At 72.0% G+C, this 20612-nt stretch carries 15 protein-coding genes; 11 read left to right on the forward strand and 4 right to left on the reverse strand.

Features of this window, described 5'->3' with window-relative positions; genetic code table 11:
* Nucleotides 1-8 precede the first annotated feature (8 nt).
* Both GA0070561_RS22120 and malQ read left to right on the forward strand, forming a co-directional pair.
* The gene (locus GA0070561_RS22120) at nt 9-1217 is read left to right on the forward strand and encodes an ABC transporter ATP-binding protein (RefSeq protein ID WP_091404103.1); all 1209 of its coding nucleotides are present in this window, start codon (nt 9-11) and stop codon (nt 1215-1217) included.
* Nucleotides 1218-1394: 177 nt separating this feature from the next.
* On the forward strand, nt 1395-3455 hold the full coding sequence (gene malQ, locus GA0070561_RS22125; RefSeq protein ID WP_244166374.1) for a 4-alpha-glucanotransferase: 2061 nt from the start codon (nt 1395-1397) through the stop codon (nt 3453-3455).
* Here malQ and GA0070561_RS22130 read toward each other — a convergent pair.
* Together GA0070561_RS22130 and GA0070561_RS22135 are read right to left on the reverse strand one after the other, a co-directional pair.
* Nucleotides 3407-4516 carry a winged helix DNA-binding domain-containing protein gene (locus GA0070561_RS22130; RefSeq protein WP_091404108.1) on the reverse strand — a complete coding sequence of 370 codons (1110 nt, stop codon included), beginning with the start codon at nt 4514-4516 and terminating at the stop codon, nt 3407-3409. The genes malQ and GA0070561_RS22130 overlap by 49 nt on opposite strands.
* Before the next feature lie 128 nt (nt 4517-4644).
* The gene (locus GA0070561_RS22135) at nt 4645-5568 is read right to left on the reverse strand and encodes an SDR family NAD(P)-dependent oxidoreductase (protein ID WP_091404110.1); all 924 of its coding nucleotides are present in this window, start codon (nt 5566-5568) and stop codon (nt 4645-4647) included.
* 56 nt (nt 5569-5624) lie between these two features.
* On the opposite strand from GA0070561_RS22135, the gene GA0070561_RS22140 reads away from it, so the two are divergent.
* The 5 genes from GA0070561_RS22140 (at nt 5625) to wrbA (ending at nt 8623) form a co-directional block, all read left to right on the forward strand.
* Nucleotides 5625-6068 carry a MerR family transcriptional regulator gene (locus tag GA0070561_RS22140; RefSeq protein WP_091404113.1) on the forward strand — a complete coding sequence of 148 codons (444 nt, stop codon included), beginning with the start codon at nt 5625-5627 and terminating at the stop codon, nt 6066-6068.
* Nucleotides 6069-6132: 64 nt separating this feature from the next.
* Complete coding sequence (locus GA0070561_RS22145; RefSeq protein ID WP_091404114.1) at nt 6133-6525, forward strand: hypothetical protein; 393 nt, start codon at nt 6133-6135, stop codon at nt 6523-6525.
* 64 nt (nt 6526-6589) lie between these two features.
* The gene (locus GA0070561_RS22150; RefSeq protein WP_091405274.1) at nt 6590-7348 is read left to right on the forward strand and encodes a HipA family kinase; all 759 of its coding nucleotides are present in this window, start codon (nt 6590-6592) and stop codon (nt 7346-7348) included.
* A complete protein-coding gene (locus GA0070561_RS22155) occupies nt 7345-7713 on the forward strand; it encodes a DUF3037 domain-containing protein (protein WP_091404117.1) in 369 nt (122 codons plus the stop codon). Before GA0070561_RS22150 ends, GA0070561_RS22155 begins: the two co-directional genes overlap by 4 nt.
* Nucleotides 7714-8005: 292 nt before the next feature.
* Complete coding sequence (gene wrbA, locus GA0070561_RS22160; protein WP_091404121.1) at nt 8006-8623, forward strand: NAD(P)H:quinone oxidoreductase; 618 nt, start codon at nt 8006-8008, stop codon at nt 8621-8623.
* Between the two features lie 87 nt (nt 8624-8710).
* Here wrbA and GA0070561_RS22165 read toward each other — a convergent pair whose 3' ends face one another.
* Nucleotides 8711-10633, reverse strand: coding sequence for an anthranilate synthase family protein (locus GA0070561_RS22165; RefSeq protein ID WP_091404123.1), 1923 nt, complete (start codon nt 10631-10633; stop codon nt 8711-8713).
* Nucleotides 10634-10838: 205 nt separating this feature from the next.
* On the opposite strand from GA0070561_RS22165, the gene GA0070561_RS22170 reads away from it, so the two are divergent.
* The 3 genes from GA0070561_RS22170 (at nt 10839) to GA0070561_RS22180 (ending at nt 15310) form a co-directional block, all read left to right on the forward strand.
* Entirely contained in the window at nt 10839-12251 is a 1413-nt protein-coding gene (locus GA0070561_RS22170; protein ID WP_091404126.1) for an FGGY family carbohydrate kinase, read from the forward strand.
* Between the two features lie 99 nt (nt 12252-12350).
* On the forward strand, nt 12351-14888 hold the full coding sequence (locus GA0070561_RS22175) for a sensor histidine kinase (RefSeq protein WP_181541022.1): 2538 nt from the start codon (nt 12351-12353) through the stop codon (nt 14886-14888).
* The gene (locus GA0070561_RS22180) at nt 14885-15310 is read left to right on the forward strand and encodes a roadblock/LC7 domain-containing protein (protein WP_091404132.1); all 426 of its coding nucleotides are present in this window, start codon (nt 14885-14887) and stop codon (nt 15308-15310) included. The genes GA0070561_RS22175 and GA0070561_RS22180 overlap by 4 nt, the downstream gene beginning before the upstream one ends.
* Before the next feature lie 75 nt (nt 15311-15385).
* Here GA0070561_RS22180 and GA0070561_RS22185 read toward each other — a convergent pair whose 3' ends face one another.
* Entirely contained in the window at nt 15386-16729 is a 1344-nt protein-coding gene (locus GA0070561_RS22185; protein WP_091404137.1) for a GH1 family beta-glucosidase, read from the reverse strand.
* Nucleotides 16730-17575: 846 nt separating this feature from the next.
* On the opposite strand from GA0070561_RS22185, the gene GA0070561_RS22190 reads away from it, so the two are divergent.
* Nucleotides 17576-20482 (forward strand): glycoside hydrolase family 48 protein, encoded by a 2907-nt coding sequence (locus GA0070561_RS22190; protein ID WP_091404140.1) that lies wholly within the window; start codon nt 17576-17578, stop codon nt 20480-20482.
* Nucleotides 20483-20612: the final 130 nt, after the last annotated feature.

Below are 20612 nucleotides of genomic sequence, written 5' to 3' on the forward strand. Positions count from 1 at the left end.
GGGTAGTCATGGCTGACATCGTGCTGGACAAGGTGAGCAAGAGCTTCCCGGACGGGACCGTCGCCGTGCAGGACGTCGACCTGGAGATCGCCGACGGCGAGTTCGTGATCCTGGTTGGGCCCTCGGGCTGCGGCAAGTCCACCACCCTCAACATGATCGCCGGGCTGGAGGACATCAGCTCCGGTGAGCTGCGCATCGCCGGGCAGCGGGTCAACGACAAGGCTCCCCGGGACCGGGACATCGCCATGGTGTTCCAGTCGTACGCGCTGTACCCGAACATGACAGTGCGGGAGAACATGGCGTTCCCGCTGCGGCTGGCGAAGCTCGACAAGGAGACCATCGACCGTAAGGTCGACGAGGCGGCGAAGGTGCTGGAGCTGACCTCGCTGCTGGACCGCAAGCCGGCCAACCTCTCCGGTGGCCAGCGTCAGCGGGTGGCGATGGGCCGGGCGATCGTCCGCCAGCCGAAGGCGTTCCTGATGGACGAGCCGTTGTCCAACCTCGACGCCAAGCTGCGGGTGCAGATGCGCACCGTGGTGTCCCGCCTGCAGAAGCAGCTCGGCACCACCACCGTCTACGTCACCCACGACCAGACCGAGGCGATGACCCTCGGCGACCGCGTGGTGATCATGCGCGGGGGCGCGGTGCAGCAGGTCGGACCGCCGCAGGAGCTGTACGACCACCCGAAGAACCTCTTCGTGGCCGGCTTCATCGGCTCGCCGTCGATGAACTTCCTGCACGCCGCCGTGCAGGACGGCGAGCTGCACACCGCGCTGGGCAAGGTGCCGATCGGTGACCGGGTCCGCCGGGAGTTGGAGTCGGCCGACGCGCCCCGCGAGCTGATCCTCGGCATCCGCCCCGAGCACTTCGAGGACGCCGAACTGGTCGACGACGACACCCGTCGGCGGGGCATGGAGTTCGAGGCGCCGGTGGACATCGTCGAGTCGATGGGCTCGGACAAGTACGTCTACTTCACCGTCGAGGGTGAGAAGGCCAGCGCCGCCGAGCTGGAGGAGCTGGCCGCCGATGCGGGCGCCGCCGACTTCGCCGGTGCCGGCGGCAACCTGGTGACCCGGTTGTCCGCCGAGTCCCCGGTCGCCGAGGGGCAGACGCGACGGGTCTGGTTCAACCTGGAGAAGATCCACCTGTTCGACCCGGCCAACGGCCGCAACCTGACCCTGCACGAGGGTCGAGCCGCCGGCGCGCTCGCCGACTGACGGCCCGATCGCGCCGATCTTGCACTTTCGGTTGCCGATACAGGTGGAATGCCCCTTGTGTCGGGACAGGAAGTGCAAGATCGGCGCGGCGGGGGTCGCGGCGCGCGTGTTCTGCGGCGCGGGGGCGGGCGTGGCAGGGTGGTTGCAGGTTTCGTCGTGAAGCGGGGGACGGACGGGATGAACCGACGATTGGCCGCGCTGGCCAACGCGCACGGTGTTTCCACCTGGTACGAGGATTGGCGGCACCGCCGCGTCGAGGTCGCACCGGAGACCGTGGTGGGGGTGCTGGGGCTGCTCGGCGTGGACGCCACCAGCCCGTCGGCGATCGCCGATGCGCTCGCCGCCGCCCGTGCGGTCGACCGGAGCGCCCTGCCGGAGACGGTCGTGCTCGCCCAGGGTCGCAGCCGGGCGCTGCCCGGCCCGGGGGTGGTGATCCTGGAGGACGGTGGCCGTCGCGTGGTCGACGGTGAGCTGCCGGCGGACCTGCCGCTGGGTTGGCACCGGCTGGCCTGCGCCGACCGGGAGGTGACACTGGTGGTGGTGCCGCGCCGACTGCCGGTGCCGCCGTCGAGCTGGGGGTGGATGCTCCAGCTCTACGCGCTGACCTCGGAGCGCTCCTGGGGCATGGGAGACCTCGGTGACCTCGCCGAGTTCACCGGGTGGGCCGGTGACACCGGGGCCGGGCTGGTGCTGCTCAACCCGCTGCACGCGGTCGGGCCGGCGCACCCGGTGGCCACCTCACCGTATTCGCCCGCCAGTCGACGCTTCGTCAATCCGCTCTACCTGCGGGTCAGCGACACCGCTGCGTACCGGGCGGCCGACCCGGCGACCCGTGCGGTGGTCGACGCGTTGCGTCCCGACCGGGGGCCCCTGATCGACTACGACGAGGTGTGGGCCGCCAAGCGGCGTGCGCTGGAGTTGCTGCACCCGTACGCCCAGCCGGTGGATCTTGCCGCGGACCCGGCGCTGACCAGCTTCGCCACCTGGTGCGCGCTCGCCGAGCGGCACGGCAACGACTGGCGGGCCTGGCCGGCGGACCTGCACCACCCGGACGCCCCGGCGGTCGCCGAGCAACGTCGGCGCCTCGCCGACCGGGTCGCCTTCCACGCCTGGTTGCAACACCTCTGCGACGAGCAGCTCGACGCCGTCACGGCGGCGGCCCGCTCGGCGGGGATGCCGGTCGGTGTCGTGCACGATCTGGCAGTCGGCATCGACCCGGGCGGCGCGGACGGGTGGCAGCTCGCCGACGTGCTGGCCCAGGGCGTGCGGGTCGGCGCGCCACCGGACGACTTCAACCAGCTCGGCCAGGACTGGGGGCTCGCCGCGTGGCGCCCGGACCGGCTCGCCGCCACCGGTTACGCCGCCTACCGGGACATGCTGCGCCGCGTCCTGCGGCACGCGGGTGGCCTGCGGGTCGACCACGTCGCCGGCCTGTGGCGACTGTGGTGGGTGCCGCCGGGCGGCGGCGCCGCCGAGGGCACCTACGTGCGCTACGACGCCGAGGCGATGCTCGGCATCCTCGCGTTGGAGGCGCACCGGGCCGGCGCGGTGGTGGTCGGTGAGGATCTTGGCACGGTCCAACCGGCGGTGACCCGAGGGTTGCGGGGGCGCAACATGCTCGGTTCGACAGTGCTGTGGTTCGCACGCGACGAGGCCGGTGACTTCGTCCCGCCGGCCCGGTGGCCGCGCAACGCCCTCGCCACCATCTCCACCCACGACCTGCCCACCGCGCCGGGCTTCCTGACCGGTGAGCACGTGCGGGTGCGTGACGAGTTGAAGCTGCTCGGCACCGACGTGGCGGTGGAGCGGGCCCGCGCCGCCGCCGATCGGGACCGGCTGCTCACCATGTTGGCTGCCGAGAACCTGCTGCCCGAGCCGACGCCGGGGTCTGGGTCGGCTGAACCGGCGAAGACGCCCGACGACGGCGAGGTGGTGGTGGCGATGCACGCCGCGCTCGCGGCCAGCCCGACCCGTCTGGTCGGCGTCTCCCTCTACGACGTGTTGGGTGAGGTGCGCCAACCCAACATGCCGGGCACTGTGGACGAGTACCCGAACTGGCGACTGCCGTTGCCGGCCAGCGTGGCGCAGATCCGCGCCGACCCCCGGGTGACCCGGATCGTCGACCTGCTCAGCGCCGCCCGCCCACGACCGGCCGACCCCAGCACCGCCGAAGCGGTGACGCCGCCGGGTCAGGTCAGCCAGTCCAAGCGGGCCGGCAGCCCGAGGAAGTCGGCGTAGCGCCCGAGCGCCTGCTCCACCCGGGCCCGCGCGGCGACGTCGAGCGTGGTGAGCGGCTGGATCGTCACGGTGACCGCGGTGCGGCCGACCTTGCGCTTCCACACACCCACCACCCGACCGGCGCGGACCACTGTGGCCTGGAAGATGCCGTTGTTGCCCGGCACCACGGCCGCCTGGTGGGCCGGGTCGAGCATCAACGTGCGGTCCCGGAAGCCGAGCAGGTACTCGTCGAAGCCGGGCAGCGCCAACACGTCGTCCGGCGCGGTGCGTGGCGCGTCGGCCACTGCCGCGTCGACGTACATCGGAGTGCCGTCGACGCGTACCGTGCTCAGCGCGTCGTCGGCGGCGGCCAGGCCGCGCCGGGCGTCGGTCAGGGTGAGCCCGCTCCACCCGGCGAACTCGCGGTCGGTGACCGGGCCGTGCCCGCGAACGTAGCGGTGGGCGAGCAGGGCCAGCGCCTCGTCCCGCTCCAGCCGGTGGGAGGTGGGTGCCCACTCGTCGAGCAGGGCGAAGGTCTGCTCGGTGCCGACGTTCGGCGCCACGCAGGTCACGCCGCGAACGCTCGCATACCACAGCAGGTGGTAGCCACGCTGCCCGTCGGTGCCCAGGCCGGCCGCCCGCAGGGTGGCCAGGCACTGCGCGCGGGTGAGCCGACCGCCGCCGGCCAACGCGGTGCCGAGCACCTCCACCGCGCGGTCCGCGTCGGCCTCGGTGAGCCCGAGCTGCGCCCGCCGGGTCGCCGCGCCGGCCAGGGATCGTACGCCGGTCAGCTCCAGCATCCAGCGGGCGTCGGCGGACGGGACGAGGTGCACGGTGCCCCGCATCGGCCAGGTGCGCAGCGCCTCACGCCGCTCCAACGCCGCCTGCACGTCGGCCACGCTACGACCGGGTAGCCGGGCGCCCAGCGACCACAGCCCGCTGGCCAGATCCTGTGCCTGCATCGCGCCGAACCACTCGACCACCTCGGCGACGGTGCCGGGTCGGGTGCTCGGGTGTGGGGGCAGCAGCAGGCTGGTCATCCGCAGCGCCAGCGCGTCGGCCGCGCTGAGGTCGACAGGCATCGGCAGCCCTTCCCGAGGAAAAGACCCAGTTTAGGGAGCCGTCCGCATCGCCAGGGCACCCCGGCCGGTACGCGGGCCGACAGCCGCACGCGGCAGCACCTTCGCGCGTCGGGCAGGTACGCGAGAGCTCAGTCGATGAGGTCGAGGCCGGTCAGGTCCGCCGACAGAGCCCAGAGGCGGGCTGCCGCGCTGCCGTCGGTGGGGCTGGCGTCGGTGCGGCGGCAGTCCACGCAGTAGTCGCCGCCGTTCGCGTCGAGGTGAGGTGACGTGGCGGCCCAGACCTGGGTGGCCGCGCCCTGCTCGACGGTCTTGAACAGACCCGGCGCGGAATTCCCGTCCGCGTCGATCCAGCCCGCGCCGACCATCTCCTCGACTGCGAGGTGTCGTTGCAGAGGGGTGCGGATCCAGCCAGGGTTCACGGAGAAGGCCCGGACGCCGTGCGGTCTGCCGAGCAGGTCGAGGTGACGGGCGAACAGGATGTTCGCGAGCTTGGACTGGGTGTAGGCCTCCCACTTGTCGTAGCCGCGCTCGAAGTGCACGTCGTCCCACCGGATCCGCCACGCCGGGTCGCGGCCGGAGGCGACCGCGACGACACGAGCCGTTCCGGCGGCGGTGAGCGCAGGCCACAGCAGGTTCGCCAGCGCGTAGTGACCGAGGTGGTTGATCGCGAACTGCGCTTCCCAGCCGGGTCCCACCCGCGTCTGGGCGCACGCCATGACGCCGGCACTCGCGATCAGGATGTCGAGGGCTGGATGGCTGCTGAGGAATCGTTCGGTGAACGCGCGGACGGAGGCGAGGTCGGCGAGATCGAACTGGTCGACCTCGATCTCGACTCCGGCCGCGTCGGCGAGCGCCCGCTGCGCCACGTCCGGCCGGAGAGCTGGAACGACGACCCGAGCCCCGGCCTGCGTGAGCGCGAGGGTGGTGGCGAGACCGAGGCCGGAGTAGCCGCCCGTGACGACTGCGGTCTTGCCGGTGAGGTCGATTCCGGTGAGGACGTCTGCGGTCGTGCTGTGGGCACCGAACGTGGTGTGGGCCGTGTCGCTGGTCATGCCGCGGACGCTAGATGCTAGACCGAGGTCTAGGTCAACGCGTTACCGTCGACGCCATGGCGGACGGGGGCCTGAGCATCGGGCAGGTGGCGCAGCGCACCGGATTGAGTGTGCACACCCTGCGGCTCTACGAGCGTGAGGGTCTGCTGGCCAGCGAGGTGCGGCGGGACGGGTCGGGCAGGCGCGTCTACAGCGCCTGGGACGTCGAGTGGCTGGCGAACTGCGTCAAGTTCCGGGCCTCCGGAATGCCGCTCACGACGATCAGCCGCCTGGCTCAGCTCGTTCGCGCGGGCAGCGGTAACGAGGCCGAACGGCTCGAACTGCTCCGCGCACACCAGCGCCACATCACCGAGCAGGTCGCGCAGCTGCGCGACTGCCTCGACCTCATAAACGTCAAGGTGGCCAGCTACGAACGACACCTCACCGCCGGCGCCTCCGGAGATCCCTGGCACCAGCAACGCCCGCCCGCACCGCAAGAGCACCGGATCGACGGGGCATAACGGGCCGCGCACGGGGGATGCGGCGGCCGGAAGTGCGCGCGTCGCGCGTGCGGAAGGGAGCGTCATGACTGCCGCAAGTGAGCCGGCGCGGGGCGCCGGCGTAACGGCCGGATCCCGCGGCCATCGTGGGGACACCCGCGCGAAGACGAGCGCCGCGGCCACCTTCGCCCTGGTGTTCGGAGTGGCCGGTCTGTTCAGCGTGTTGACGGCGATCCTCGCCTGGCTGGGGTTGGTGCTCGGCATCATCGGGATCATCCTCGGCATCGTCGGCCTCAAGATGGCGCGGCGACCCGGGGTCACCGGTCGTGGCGTGTCGATCGGCGGCCTGGTGCTCAGCATCCTGGCCGTGCTGATCGGGCTCGGTCTGGCCGCGGGCATCACCACGTTCGTCAACAACGAGAACGCGGTGGACCGCCTGCAGACCCAGGTCGACAAGCTGCGCGACAAGCTCGACTGACCCGGGCGTGCCGGTCTGGGCCGGCCCGCCACCCGTCCCGGCCGGCCCCAGTAGGGTGGGCGGCGTGCTCCGCCAGGTCACCGCGATCCGTTACGTCACCCCGCTGCGCGAGGGTGGGTCGCTGCCGGGCGTGGTGGAGGCCGACGACCTCGGCACCTACGTGGCGAAGTTCCGAGGCGCCGGGCAGGGGCCCAAGGCGCTGATCGCCGAGGTGATCTGCGGTGAGCTGGCGCGCCGGCTGGGGTTGCGGGTGCCGCCGCTGGTGGTCCTCGACATCGACCCGGTGATCGGGCGGGCCGAGCCCGACCAGGAGGTGCAGGAGCTGCTGCGCAGCAGCGGCGGCGCCAACCTCGGGATGGACTTCCTGCCCGGGGCGCTGGGCTTCGACCCGGTGGCGCACCCCGTCGACCCGGCGCTGGCCTCCCGGGTGCTCTGGTTCGACGCGTACGTGGAGAACGTCGACCGGAGTTGGCGCAATCCGAACCTGCTCGTCTGGCACCGGGAGCTGTGGCTGATCGACCACGGCGCCTCGCTGTACTTCCACCACAACTGGCCGCGCGCCGAGGCCGCTGTGCACCGGGCCTACCGCGCGGAGGACCACGTGCTGGCCCCGTACGCGTCGCGGCTGGCCGAGGCCGACGCCGAACTGGCCCCCCAAGTCACCCCGGAACTGCTCACCGAGGTGCTGGCCCTGGTGCCGGGGGAGTGGCTGACCGCCGCCGACTTCGAGACGGCCGACGCGGCGCGCGACGCGTACCTGGATCACCTGTCCCGCCGGGTCGCCCGCACGGCCGACTGGCTGCCATCGGGGAGCGGGGCATGAGGCAACCCTTCGAGTACGCGCTGATCCGGCTCGTGCCCCGCATCGAGCGCGGTGAGCAGATCAACGTCGGGGTGTTGCTCTACTGCCAGCAGCGCGACTTCCTGGCCGCGCGGACGCACCTGGACGCCGACCGGGTTCGCGCCCTGGCGCCCGACGTCGACCTGCCGGCGGTGGCCGCGGTGCTCGACTCCTGGGACCGGACCTGCTCGGGTGACGGGCCGGCGACCCGGATGCGGCTCGGTGAGCGCTTCCACTGGCTGGCCGCGCCGCGCAGCACGATGATCCAGACCGGGCCGGTGCACACCGGTCTCACCGTCGACCCGGCGGCCGAGCTGGACCGGCTGATGGCGACCCTGGTCCGCTGAGCCGGAGCGGGGCGCGGGAGCGGTGATCGTCCCCTGATCGCGCTACGCCAGCGCCGTTGCCGGCGGAGCGCGATCCCCCGTTCAGGTGCCCGGTGCGGGGCGGCGGCTCGATCCCGCCGGCACCGATGGCACCAGGATCGCGGTCCGCGCGCGACGTCGGGCCGGAACGACCAGGAAGTTGCGGAAAACTTGAGCCGGCGGACCGGTAGCCGGCAGCGCGGAGGCTGTCGTTAGAGCACGTCCGCAGCGGGTAGTCGCGGGAGCTGATCCGAGACGAGAAGGGGACACTCTGATGGCTGCCCAGACCAAGGTAGCGGTGATCTACTACAGCGCCACCGGCATCACGTACCAGATGGCGCAGGCCGTGTGTGAGGCCGCCGGGGACGCCGGTGCCGACGTGCGCCTGCGCAAGGTGCGCGAGTTGGCGCCGGACGAGGCGATCCGCTCCAACTCCGGCTGGCAGGCGCACCGCCTGGAGACCCAGGACGTGCCCGAGGCGATGGTCGACGACCTGGCCTGGGCCGACGTGGTGATTCTCGGCGCGCCGACCCGGTACGGCATGGTCGCGGCGCAGCTGAAGCAGTTCATCGACACCACCGGCCCGCTGTGGGCCCAGGGCGCGCTGGCCAACAAGGTCTACTCCGCCTTCACCTCGACGGCGACCTCGCACGGGGGCCAGGAGACCACGCTGACCTCGCTCTTCAACGTCTTCTACCACTGGGGCGGTGTGGTGGTCACCCCCGGTTACACCGACACCAGTCAGTTCATCGCCGGCAACCCGTACGGCCCCTCGCACACCAGCAACAACGGGGAGATCGCCCCGGACGCCGTGGCACTCGGGGCCTGCGCGCTGACCGCCCGGCGCGCCGTGCAGATGGGTGCCGCGCTGAAGGCGGGTCTGGCTGCGTGACGGACGTGGGCGACCGGCGGCGCGGGCGGGGGCTCTCGACCCGTCCGCGCCGCCGGTCCATCCAGCCCTACCCCCGGGCCGGGGCGACTATGCGCCTCCGCGCGTCGCGGACAGCTCGTCCGGGCGCGGCGCGGGCAGCAGCTCGGTCAACAGCTCGCTGAGCACGGCGAGCCCGTCCGGGCTGAGCACCGACTCCGCGTGGAACTGCACCCCGGCGAAGCCGCGCCCCCGCAGGGCGTGCACGGCGCCGTCGTCCGGGTCCCGGGCCAGCTCCACCGGCCCGTACGCGGTGGTCAGCCGGTCGGCCTCGCAGCGGGCGGTGAACGTCGAGTAGAACCCGACCCGGCGGGTCCGGCCGAACAGCTGCACCTCCCGCTGCAATCCCTGGTAGGGCGCGTCCCGGCGGTGCAGCGTCAGCCCCAGCAGCCCGGCCAGCACCTGGTGGCCGAGGCAGACCGCGAGGGTGGGACGGCCGGTGGTCAGCAGCCCGGTCAGCAGCTTCCGAAGCGCCAGCATCTTCGGCTCGTCCGCGCTGCCCGGGTCGCCCGGTCCGGGACCGGCGACTACCAGGTCGTAGTCGTCGACCGGGCCGCCCGCGTGCCAGGGGCGGGTGGTCACCGCGAGACCCAACGCGCTCAGTTGGTGGGCCAGCATTCCGGTGAAGGTGTCCTCGGCGTCCACGATCAACACCCGGCGGCCGACCAGTCCGGGCAGTCCGGGCGCGTCCGGTGACCGCTGATCGAGCCAGAACCGCGCCAGCGGTGCGTTGCGGGCGGCCAGCGCGTCGCGTACCGCCGGGTCGTCGGCCAGGCGAGCGACCGGCCCGCGGTCGCCGACGGACGCCGCCGGCCCGAGGCCGAGCGCGGCCAGCACACCGGCGGCCTTGGCGTGCGTCTCGGCCACCTCGCCGGCCGCCGTCGAGTGCCGGACCAGGGTCGCGCCGACCGGCACCCGCAGTCGGCCGGTGGGGGAGATCTCGGCGGTCCGGATCAGGATCGGGGCGTCGAGCGTCTGCCGGCCGGCGTCGTCGTGGCCGAGCAGTGCCAGCACGCCCCCGTAGTAGCCCCGGCCCCGGCGTTCGTGGCGGGCGATCACCCGGCAGGCGTTCTCGATCGGGCTGCCGGTGACGGTGGGGGCGAACATCGTCTCGCGCAGCACCTCCCGCACGTCACGGGTGCCCCGGCCGGCGAGCAGGTACTCGGTGTGCGCCAGGTGCGACATCTCCTTCAGGTACGGGCCGATCACCTGCCCACCGTGCTCGGCGACGGTGGCCATCATCTTCAGCTCCTCGTCGAGCACCATGTACAGCTCCTCGGTCTCCTTCTCATCGGCGAGGAAGCGCAGCAGGGCCGCCCGGTCCGCGACGCCACCGGGGCAGCGGAAGGTGCCGCTGATCGGGTTCATCATCACCAGTCCGTCGTCGACGCTGACGTGGCGCTCCGGGCTGGCACCGACCAGCGTCCGGGTGCCGGTGTGCACCACGAACGTCCAGTACGCGCCGCGTTCGGCGACCAGCAGCCGGCGCAGTGCGGCCAGCGCGGCCCCCAGCGGTGGGCCCTGCACCGTGGCGTGCAGGGCGCGGTGGATGACGAAGTTCGCGCCCTCGCCACGGCCGATCTCCTCGGACAGCACCCGCTGCACGGTCCGCGCGTACTCCTCGTCGCTGACGTCGAAGCCGGCGTCGGTGGTGTGTACCGGTTCGTCGGGCAGCGCGGCGAGGGCGTCGGTGAGCGTGATCCGCTGGTGCTCGCGGACCTGGAGGAACTCCAGCGGGGCGCCGTCGTCGACGCAGGCGAAGCCGCGCTCGGTGATCTGCCGGTACGGCACCAGGGCCAGCGTCCGTGCCCCGGGCGGGCCCGTCGGCAGCGGGAGGTCGGTGAGCTCTTCGACGGTGTCGACCGGGCCGGTGAACAGGTCCAGTTCGTCCGCGCCCTCGCGGCGCAGCAGCGCGAAGGGGCCGGGGTCGACGCCGTGCGCGACGGCGGCGAGCAGGTCGGTCAGGTGGGTCATCGGGAGTCTCCGTCGGGCCGGGTGCCGCCGTCGGGCGGCCCTCCGGCCGGGAGATCCGGCGACCGCCTCGATGGCGGCCGCGTGGATGGAGCTACGCGCGGGAGATGGCCGCCGGGTCGGCGGGCCACCAACTGGTCAACTGCGCGAGCATGTGATCCACCCTACGCGCCCGTCGCCCCGCTGGCACGGGGTAACTTGACCGGCGATGAACATTCTCGCGCTCGACCTGGGCACCTCCTCGGTACGTGGGCTGGTGCTGGACGCGGACACCCAGCCGCTGCCCGGCGCTCTGGCCCGCCGCAAGGTCGACCTTGCCATCGGCGACGACGGCACCGGCACGCTGTCCGGTCCGGACTATCTGGCGAGCCTGGTCGAGTGCCTGGACGAGCTGGCCGACTCGGGTCACCTGCACGACGTCGGCCTGGTGGCGGTCTCCGCCCAGTGGCACTCGGTGCTCCCGCTGGACCGCGACGGCGCCCCCATGGGGCCGGTGGTCACCTGGCTGGACACCCGGCCCGCCCCGGTCGGGCGCACCGCCGGCCCTGCCGACCCGGACGGCTTCCACCAGCGCACCGGCTGCTGGTGGCACCGTTCGTACTGGTCGATGCGGTTGCCCTGGGTGCGCGAGCAGTCCGGCACCCCGATCGCCCGGTTCGTCGGTCTGCCCGAGTACGTGCTGGGCGAGCTGCTCGACACGGCGCCCATGTCGATCTCCCAGGCCTCCGGGACCGGTCTGCTCGACCTGCGCACCCTGCGCTGGGACGAGGAGGCGCTGACGCTGGCCGAGGCGCGACCGGAGGAGCTGCCACCGCTGGGCGAACTGGACTGGCACGGCCGGCTCCGGGTCGACCTGGCCCGTCGGTGGCCGCAGTTGGCGCAGGCCCGGTGGACGCCGCCGGTGGGCGACGGTGGGGCGTCGAACGTCGGCTCGGGCTGCGTCGACCCGAGCCGGGCCGCCGTCACCGTGGGCACCTCAGCGGCCGTACGGTTGATGCAGCGGGTCCCAGCCGGCGAGCCGATGCCGCGCCTGCCCGAACGGTTGTGGCGGTACCGGGTCGACCACGACCACGTGGTGACCGGGGCCGCGTACGCCAACGGGGGCAACCTGTTCGCCTGGGCGAACAGGGAGCTGCGGTTGCCGCGGGGTGCCGAGCTGGACGCGGCGCTGGCGCTGGTGCCGGCGGGTGGTGGCCGACCGGCGGACCCCCGCTTCGGTGGCGACCGGCCGCCCGGGTTGGCACCGGCGGGCAGCGGTGAGTTGCGCGGTCTGAGTTTCAGCACCACCTCGGTCGACATCCTGGCCGGGCTGATGCAGGGGTTGTGTGAGCTGGTCGCCGAGGATCTCGGGGTGCTGGAGTCCACCATCGACAAACCGGTCGGTGTGGTGCTGGGCGGCGGCGCGGTGGCCGCCTCGGTGTGGTGGCGGCAGGCCTTCGCGACCGCCCTCGCACCGCGACCGGTGTCGCATCAGCGCAACCCGGAGATCGGCGCCACCGGTGCCGCGTTGGTGGCGCTGGGGCGCTTCGGTGACGCGATCCAGCTCGCCGACATCGGCCGGACGGACGAGCTGGTTTTACCGACCACGGCAGGACGTTCCCACCCGCAGTATCCTTCCTGAACCTCGGCCTCGCCCGGGCCGTTGACAGCGGTACCGAGCCTGGTTGGATGGACTGCGCTCCCCCGACCGCGGTGGACGCGGTAGGACGGAGGAGGCAGGGTGGCGGCAGGTCCCGACCCGGCGAACGGCGCGGTGTCGAACCATCGCCGACGCCGCTTCGATGTCCGAGTCGTTCCGCATCGACGGCGGTCGCCGTTTCGGCTGCGCGACTGGCGGATGAGCACGAAGCTCGCCACCGTGCTGCTGGTGCCGTCGATGGCGTTCCTCCTGCTCGCCGGGGTGCAGACCAGCACCCTGGTGGGGCGGACGACGGCGTTGAACGACTTCTCCAGTCAGGTCGGCATCGGCCGGCAGATCACCGCGGCGGTGCACCAGCTCCAGCAGGAGCGGGACCGCTCGGCGGGGGAGCTGGGCGAGCTGCGTAAGGGCGGTGACCGGCAGGCCGCCGCGAACGACCTGAAGCCGTTGCAGGCTGCCACCGACAAGGCCATCGTGGACCTCAGCCGGGCCGCCGAGCCGTTGGCGGACGCGGACGCGTCCTGGCGGGTGGCCTTCTCCGAGGCGTTGGAGGCGTACGACCAGGTGGTCGACATCCGTGCGGCGATTCCGCCGGCGGTGCTCAGCAGCGAGACCATCCTGAGCAACTACCACCGGGCCGTCGGGGCGTTGCTGGACCTGCTCGCCGAACCGACGCCGGGGCAGAACCAGCCGGCGTTGAACGACGCGGTGCTGCGCTACGTCCAGTTGGCCCGGGTCAAGGAGCTTTCCTCCCGGGTGCGGGCCCAGCTCTACGCCGCCGCCCGCGTCGGTGCGTACGGCACCGAGGACCGGGTGATCCTCGCCGACCTGCGCGGTCAGCAACTCACCGCGCTCGGCGCGTTCCGGGTGGCCGCGACCAGTGAGCAGATCCGCCGCTACGACGAGACCTCGGTGTCGCCGAGTTTCCTGGTCGCCACCGGGTTGGAGGAGCGCAGCCTGTCCTCCGGCGGCGCGTCGCCGCAGGTGCTGCCGTCGGAGCAGTGGTGGTCGGCCAGCCAGCAGCGTCAGGAGCTGCTGCGTCAGCTCGAGGCGGGTGTGCTCGACGACGCCGTACGGCAGGCCGAGGAGGCCAGCGACGCTCAGCTGCGGACGACCCTGCTGGTCGTCGGCGGGGTGGTCACGGTCCTGCTGGCCGCCCTGCTGATCTCGTTGCTCATCGGGCGGTCGGTCGCCCGGTCGATGCGGATGCTGCGCAGCCAGGCGCTGCGGATCGCCCAGGTCGAGTTGCCCGACGCCCTGGACCGACTGAAGACCGTCACCGGTGGGGTGCCGCGCATCGATGTCGCGCCGGCGGTGGTCCGCTCACTCGACGAGATCGGCGAGCTGGCCGAGGCGTTCGTGGCGGTGCACCGCAGCGCGGTCACGGTCGCCGTCGAGCAGGCGCTGATGCGGCGCAACGTCAACGCGATGTTCGTCAATCTGGCCCGCCGTAGCCAGGTGCTGGTGGAGCGTCAGCTGGAGCTGCTGGACGACCTGGAGCGCGAGGAGAGCGACCCGGACCAGCTGGAGAACCTGTTCAAGCTCGATCACCTGGCCGCGCGGATGCGCCGTAACGACGAGAGCCTGCTGGTGCTCGCCGGCACCGACTCGACCCGCCGGTGGAACCGGCCGGTCGGGCTCGGTGCGGTGCTGCTGGCCGCCGCTGCGGAAATCGAGCAGTACCAGCGGGTCCGGATCGAGTCGGTGGCCGACGTGCACGTGGTCGGGCACGCGGTCGGCGAGTTGGTGCACCTGCTGGCCGAACTGCTGGAGAACGCCACGGCCTTCTCCCGTCCGGACACCGTCGTGGTGGTGACCGCCCGGGTCGAGGCGGGGGGTGCGCTGATCGAGATCGTCGACCGAGGTCTGGGTATGAGCCCGACCGCGTTGGTGCAGGCGAACGAGGTGCTGGCCAGCCCTCCGGCCGCGGACGTCGCGGCGGTGGAGCGGATGGGACTCTTCGTGGTCAGCCACCTCGCGGCCCGGTTGGGCGTCCGCGTGCGGTTGGAGGGCGGCGAGGACGGCCTGGTCGCCCGGCTCGCCCTGCCCGCGGTGCTGCTGGCGCCGGCGGGCAGTGTGGAGCTGGATGCGCCCCCGTCGGCGCGGATGCTGGCGGCGAGCGCGGCGCGGGGGCTGGTTCCGCAGTCCGGGGCCGCCCGGCAGGCCGCTGCCCCGATGCGGAACGGCGCGGTGCGGGACCTGCCGGTGGCCGGCCGCCCGCCGGGCGTCGGCGTGCCGCGTCAGGGTCGCCCGGTGCCGGTACGCGCCGAGGACGTGTTGACCCCCGCCGCGGATCGCGGTGACGGCGGGGGCTGGTATTCGCGGCAGGGCCCGACCGCGCCGGTGGTGCCCGCTGCGGCGGCGCCACCGACGATCCCGGTGACCGCCGGCACCAATGAGCGGGGATTGCCGGTGCGGGTGCCCATGGCGCAGTTGAGCGCGGTCACCCGTTCGGCACAACCGATGACGGCACCGACCCGCACCGACCCGGACCCGGAGGCGGTCGGCGGCATGCTCTCGCGGCTCTACAGCGGAGTACGGCGCGCCGAGGCTGAGGACACCACCGAGATACCCGTGCCACCGTCCGGGGGGCACGACGAAGGGGGACGACGACAGTGACGACGTTGAGCCAGGAGGCGCGTGACCTGAGCTGGCTGGTGAGCGCGTTCGCGGAGCGGGTGCCGGGTGTGGCGCACGCGGTGGTGGTCTCCTCTGACGGGCTGCTGGTGGCGATCTCCGATCACCTGCCGCGTGACAACGCGGACAAGCTCGCCGCGGTGACCTCCGGGTTGATGAGTATCACCGCGGGCGCGGCCTCGATGTTCGACGGCGATGTCGTCAAGCAGACGGTGGTCGAGATGGGCCGTGGCTACTTCCTGGTGATGCAGATCCGCGACGGTTCGATTCTGGCCACGTTGGCCGCCGGTGACGCGGACATCGGCGTGGTGGGCTACGAGATGGCCCGGCTGGCCAAGCAGGCGGGGGAGATGCTCACCCCGGCTTTGCGGGCGGAGTTGCAGCAGGCGCTGCCCCGCGAGTGAGCCGGCCGAGGCCCGGACGGTCGCGGCTCACCCGAGCCGAGCCGTCCGGGCCCGGCCGTCCGGGTGGCGGCGCGGTCAGAAGCCGCCGTCGGCGATGACGGAGCGGTACCAGGTGGCGGAGTTCTTGAGCACCCGACGCTGGGTGGCGTAGTCGACGTAGACCAGGCCCCAGCGCTGGTCGTAGCCCTGGTCCCACTCGAAGTTGTCCAGCAGCGACCAGACGTGGAAGCTCTCCAGCGGCACTCCGTCGGCGATGGCCCGGTGCGCGGCGGTGAGGTGGTCGCGCAGGAAGCTGATCCGCCCGGCGTCCTGGACGGTGTCGTCCGCGCCCAGGGTGTCCGGTGTGGGCAGCCCGTTCTCGGTGATGGTGAGCGGGATCGGCCCGTATTCGCGGGTGATCCGGGTCAGCAGGTCGTACATCCCCTCGGGGTAGATCTGCTGCCATTCGGCCTCGGAGGTCGCCCAGCGGTGCGCGGTGCCGCCGTCGCCGGTGACGTAGATCGGGGTGTAGTACTGCACGGCCAGCAGGTCGACCGGCGCGGAGATGGTCTTCAGGTCGCCGTCGCGGATGCCCTGGACCATCCGGCTCTGCGGGCCCAGGTCGGCCAGCAGGTCCTCCGGGTAGCTGCCCTTGAGCAGGGAGTCGAGGTAGAGGCGGTTCTCGTAGGCGTCGTAGAGGTGGGCGGCCGCGGCAGCCTGCGGGGAGTCGTCGGCGGGGTAGCAGGGGTGCAGGTTGAGCGCGGGGCCGATGCGGCTGTCGCTGCCGGTGGCCCGCAGCGCGGCGACGGCGAACCCGTGGGCGAGTTGCAGGTGGTGGGCGACCAGGTAGGCGGCGTCCGGGTCCTGCCGCCCGGGGGCGTGGTGGCCGGTGAGGTAGCCGTTCTGGACCACGGTCTTGGGTTCGTTGATGGTGAGCCAGGCCGGTACCCGGTCGCCGAGGGCGCGGAAGACCACGTCGGCGTAGTCGGCGAAGCGGTGGGCGGTGTCGCGTGACTCCCAGCCGCCGGCGTCCTGGAGCGCCTGCGGGAGGTCCCAGTGGAACAGGGTGGCCATCGGGGTGATTCCGCGCTCGTGCAGGCCGTCGAGGAGGCGGCGGTAGAAGTCGAGGCCGCGCTGGTTGGGCGTGCCGGTGCCGTCGGGCTGGATCCGGGGCCAGGAGATGGAGAAGCGGTAGCTGCGCAACCCGAGGTCGCGCATGAGGTCGAGGTCCTCGGCGTAGCGGTGGTAGTGGTCGATGGCCACGTCGCCGGTGTCGCCGTTGCGGGTGCGCCCTGGGACGCGGCTGAAGGTGTCCCAGACCGACTCGCCGCGCCCGTCCTCCTTGGCGGCGCCCTCGATCTGGTAGGCGGAGGTGGCCGCGCCCCAGCCGAAGTTTTCCGGGAAGCGCAGCGGGCCGGCGGGCCCGATAGGTATCGACATGGATTCTCCTCATGGATACGGGGCCACCGCCGAAAGATTCGGGAGCGCTCCCATGATAGGGCAGACGCTGCCGGCCGGTCAGCCGGCCGTCAGGACGGCCGGCGCTGGCGGGTGAGAGGCGGGTGTGTGGCCCCGGGCAGCGAACGAGGCCGTCCGGGCGGCGCGGCGCGCCTGTCCCGTCGGCCTCTTTTCCTATCGTGTACGGGGGTTTAGTGTGGGGACGGGGGAGGGCAACCCCCGTCCCCACCGTAACTGCACACACACGGGCGGAATTTGGGTCCTGCCGTGCGTGTCGCGCGGGAGCCGGGCCACGCGAGTGGCTCTGGTTCCACCTCCCTCCCTGTGGCGGGACGATGGCTGACGACGGCGTCCGGGCTGGCCCGTCGTCGGCCCTCGGTCTGGTTCCCTGGGCTCGTCAGGACGACCCCAGCGATCTTCTTGTTGGAACCTTGTCGATGGAAGCGCTCCCATCGACCGATGTTGCGACTGTAACGCCCGTCACGCCTTTGTGAAAGACCCAAAACGAGATCGAAACAAGGAGCTGATCCAGCGCTCCCTGCGCTTGTTGTGGGAGCGCTTCCATGGCACACTGTCGATTCGACGCGACAGGAGCCACATCGCGTAGTGCGGGTCCACCGAGGGCAACCGGCAGCACCAGCTCCGGTCACGGTCACCCGAACGCAGCCGGCGGGACCCCCTCCCGTGCGGGCCGCACGCCCTACCCCGGCCGGGCCCGGGGAAGACCACCTTCCCGGCGCCTCGACATCCCCGCGGACCACCACCACCCTCGCGGGCAGGCGCCTCGCCGGGGACCATCCCGGCCTGGTCCGAGGAGACACCGCGCACATGAGACAACTGGCAATACGCCGGCGCGTGGCGCTCGCCGCCGCCGCGCTGCTCGCCATCGGCGGGGTGACCCTGCCTGCCGGCGCCGCACAGGCCGCACCCGCCTGCGACGTGGTCTACGCGACCAACGACTGGAACACCGGCTTCACCGCGAACGTCACCATCAAGAACCTGGGTGACCCGGTGAGCAACTGGACGCTCAAGTGGACCTTCCCGACCAGCGGTCAGCGGGTCACCCAGGGCTGGTCGGCCAGGTTCAGCCAGACCGGCAGCGAGGTCACCGCGACCAACGAGTCGTACAACGGCAACCTTGCCACCGGGGCCTCCACCACCATCGGCTTCAACGGCGCCCACTCGGGCAGCAACCCGAAGCCCACCTCGTTCACGCTCAACGGCACTCCCTGCAACGGCACCCCGGCCAACCAGCCGCCGACGGTCTCCCTCGGCCTGCCGGCCGGGCCGTTCACCGCGCCGGCCGACGTGCCGCTGACGGCCACCGCCAGCGACCCGGACGGGACGATCAGCAAGGTCGAGTTCTACCGCAACGGCCTGCTGATCAACACCGACACCTCCGCCCCGTACGCGTACACCCAGGAGGACCTGCCGGCCGGCAGCTACACCGTCCAGGCCAAGGCGTACGACAACGCCAACGGCATCGGGGTCGACGAGAAGGCGTTCACCGTCGGGGCCGCCAACGGCCCGACGCTGGTCGCCACCCCGTCCGCGGTGAGCGTCACCGAGGGTGGCACCGCCACCTTCAACCTGAAGCTCAGCGCCGCCCCGACCGCCAACGTGCCGGTCACTCTCACCCGCACCGGTGACACCGACGTCACGGTCTCGCCGGCCACCGCCACGCTGACCCCGAGCAACTGGAACACCGGGGTCACCGTCACGGTCGCTGCGGCGGAGGACGCCGACACCGTCGGCGGCGCTGCCACCATCACCGCCTCCGCCACCGGTCTGGCTTCGCTGGCGGTCAGCGCCACCGAGATCGACAACGACACCCCCGGCGGCGACAACGCCTACACCGCGAAGTTCCTCGAGCAGTACGGCAAGATCAAGAACTCGGGCTACTTCAGCCCCGAGGGCGTGCCGTACCACTCGGTGGAGACGCTGATCGTCGAGGCGCCCGACCACGGCCACGAAACGACCTCGGAGGCGTTCAGCTTCTGGCTCTGGCTGGAGGCCTACTACGGCAAGGTCACCCAGAACTGGGCCCCGTTCAACAACGCCTGGACGGTGATGGAGAAGTACATCATCCCCACGCACGCCGACCAGCCGACCGCCGGCTCCGCGGGCACCCCGCAGTACGCCGCGGAGTACAACCTGCCCAGCCAGTACCCCTCGGCGCTGAACCCGAACGTCCCGGTCGGTCAGGACCCGCTGCGCTCGGAGCTGCAGTCCACCTACGGCACCGGCGACATCTACGGCATGCACTGGCTGATGGACGTCGACAACACCTACGGCTTCGGCCGCTGCGGTGACGGCACCACCAAGCCGGCCTACATCAACACCTTCCAGCGGGGCACCCAGGAGTCGGTGTGGGAGACCGTTCCGCAGCCCTCCTGCGACACCTTCAAGCACGGCGGTCAGTACGGCTACCTCGACCTGTTCGTCAAGGACACCGGCGCCCCCGCCAAGCAGTGGAAGTACACCAACGCCCCGGACGCCGACGCCCGCGCCGTGCAGGCCGCGTACTGGGCGCTGACCTGGTCCAAGGCGCAGAACAAGCAGGCCGACGTCGCGGCCACCATCGCCAAGGCCGCCAAGATGGGCGACTACCTGCGGTACGCGATGTTCGACAAGTACTTCAAGAAGATCGGCAACTGCGTCGGGGCGAGCACCTGCCCCGCCGGCAGCGGCAAGGACTCGGCGCACTACCTGCTGTCCTGGTACTACGCCTGGGGCGGCGCGTACGACGCCAGCCAGAACTGGTCCTGGCGGATCGGCTCCAGCCACAACCACTTCGGCTACCAGAACCCGTTCGCGGCCTGGGCGCTGACCAACACCCCGGAACTCAAGCCGCAGTCGTCGACCGCGGTCGCCGACTGGACCAAGAGCTTCGAGCGGCAGCTGGAGTTCTACACCTGGTTGCAGTCCGCCGAGGGCGGCATCGCCGGTGGCGCCACCAACAGCTGGGACGGTAGCTACGCCCAGCCGCCGGCCGGCACCAGCACCTTCTACGGCATGTTCTACGACGTCGACCCGGTCTACAACGACCCGCCGTCGAACCAGTGGTTCGGTATGCAGGCCTGGTCGATGCAGCGCATCGCCGAGCTGTACCAGCAGACCGGCAACGCGAAGGCCAAGGCGCTGCTGGACAAGTGGGTGCCCTGGGCGATCGCCAACACCACCCTCGGCACCAACTGGTCGATCCCGTCGGACATGGCGTGGACCGGTCAGCCGACCACCTGGAACCCGTCCAACCCGCAGCCCAACACCGGCCTGCACGTCGAGGTCATCAGCAAGGGTCAGGACGTCGGTGTCACCGCCGCCTACGCCCGGATCCTGATCGCGTACGCGGCCAAGTCGGGCAACGTGGCGGCGAAGAACACCGCCAAGGGGCTGCTCGACGCGCTGTCGGCCGCCAGCGACGCCAAGGGTGTCTCCACCACCGAGAAGCGTGGCGACTACCGGCGCTTCGACGACGTCTACAACGCGTCCACCGGACAGGGCCTCTACGTCCCGTCGGGTTGGACCGGGAAGATGCCGAACGGCGACACCATCGCCGCCGGCAAGAGCTTCCTCGACATCCGGTCCTTCTACAAGAACGACCCGGACTGGCCCAAGGTGCAGGCGTACCTGGACGGTGGTGCGGAGCCGAGCTTCAACTACCACCGGTTCTGGGCGCAGGCTGACGTCGCCATGGCGTACGCCGACTACGGCAGCATGTTCCCGAACGGCTGAGACGACCCGGGGTGGGTGGCGTGGACCGCCCACCCCGGGGTCCGGCCCGGGTCCGGGGAACGACGGACCGGGGCTGGCGGGACGGCCTGACACCCACGGTCAGGCCGGGGTGGGCCGGCCATCTGGCCGA

The organism is Micromonospora saelicesensis, from assembly GCF_900091575.1.
Taxonomy (GTDB): domain Bacteria; phylum Actinomycetota; class Actinomycetes; order Mycobacteriales; family Micromonosporaceae; genus Micromonospora; species Micromonospora saelicesensis.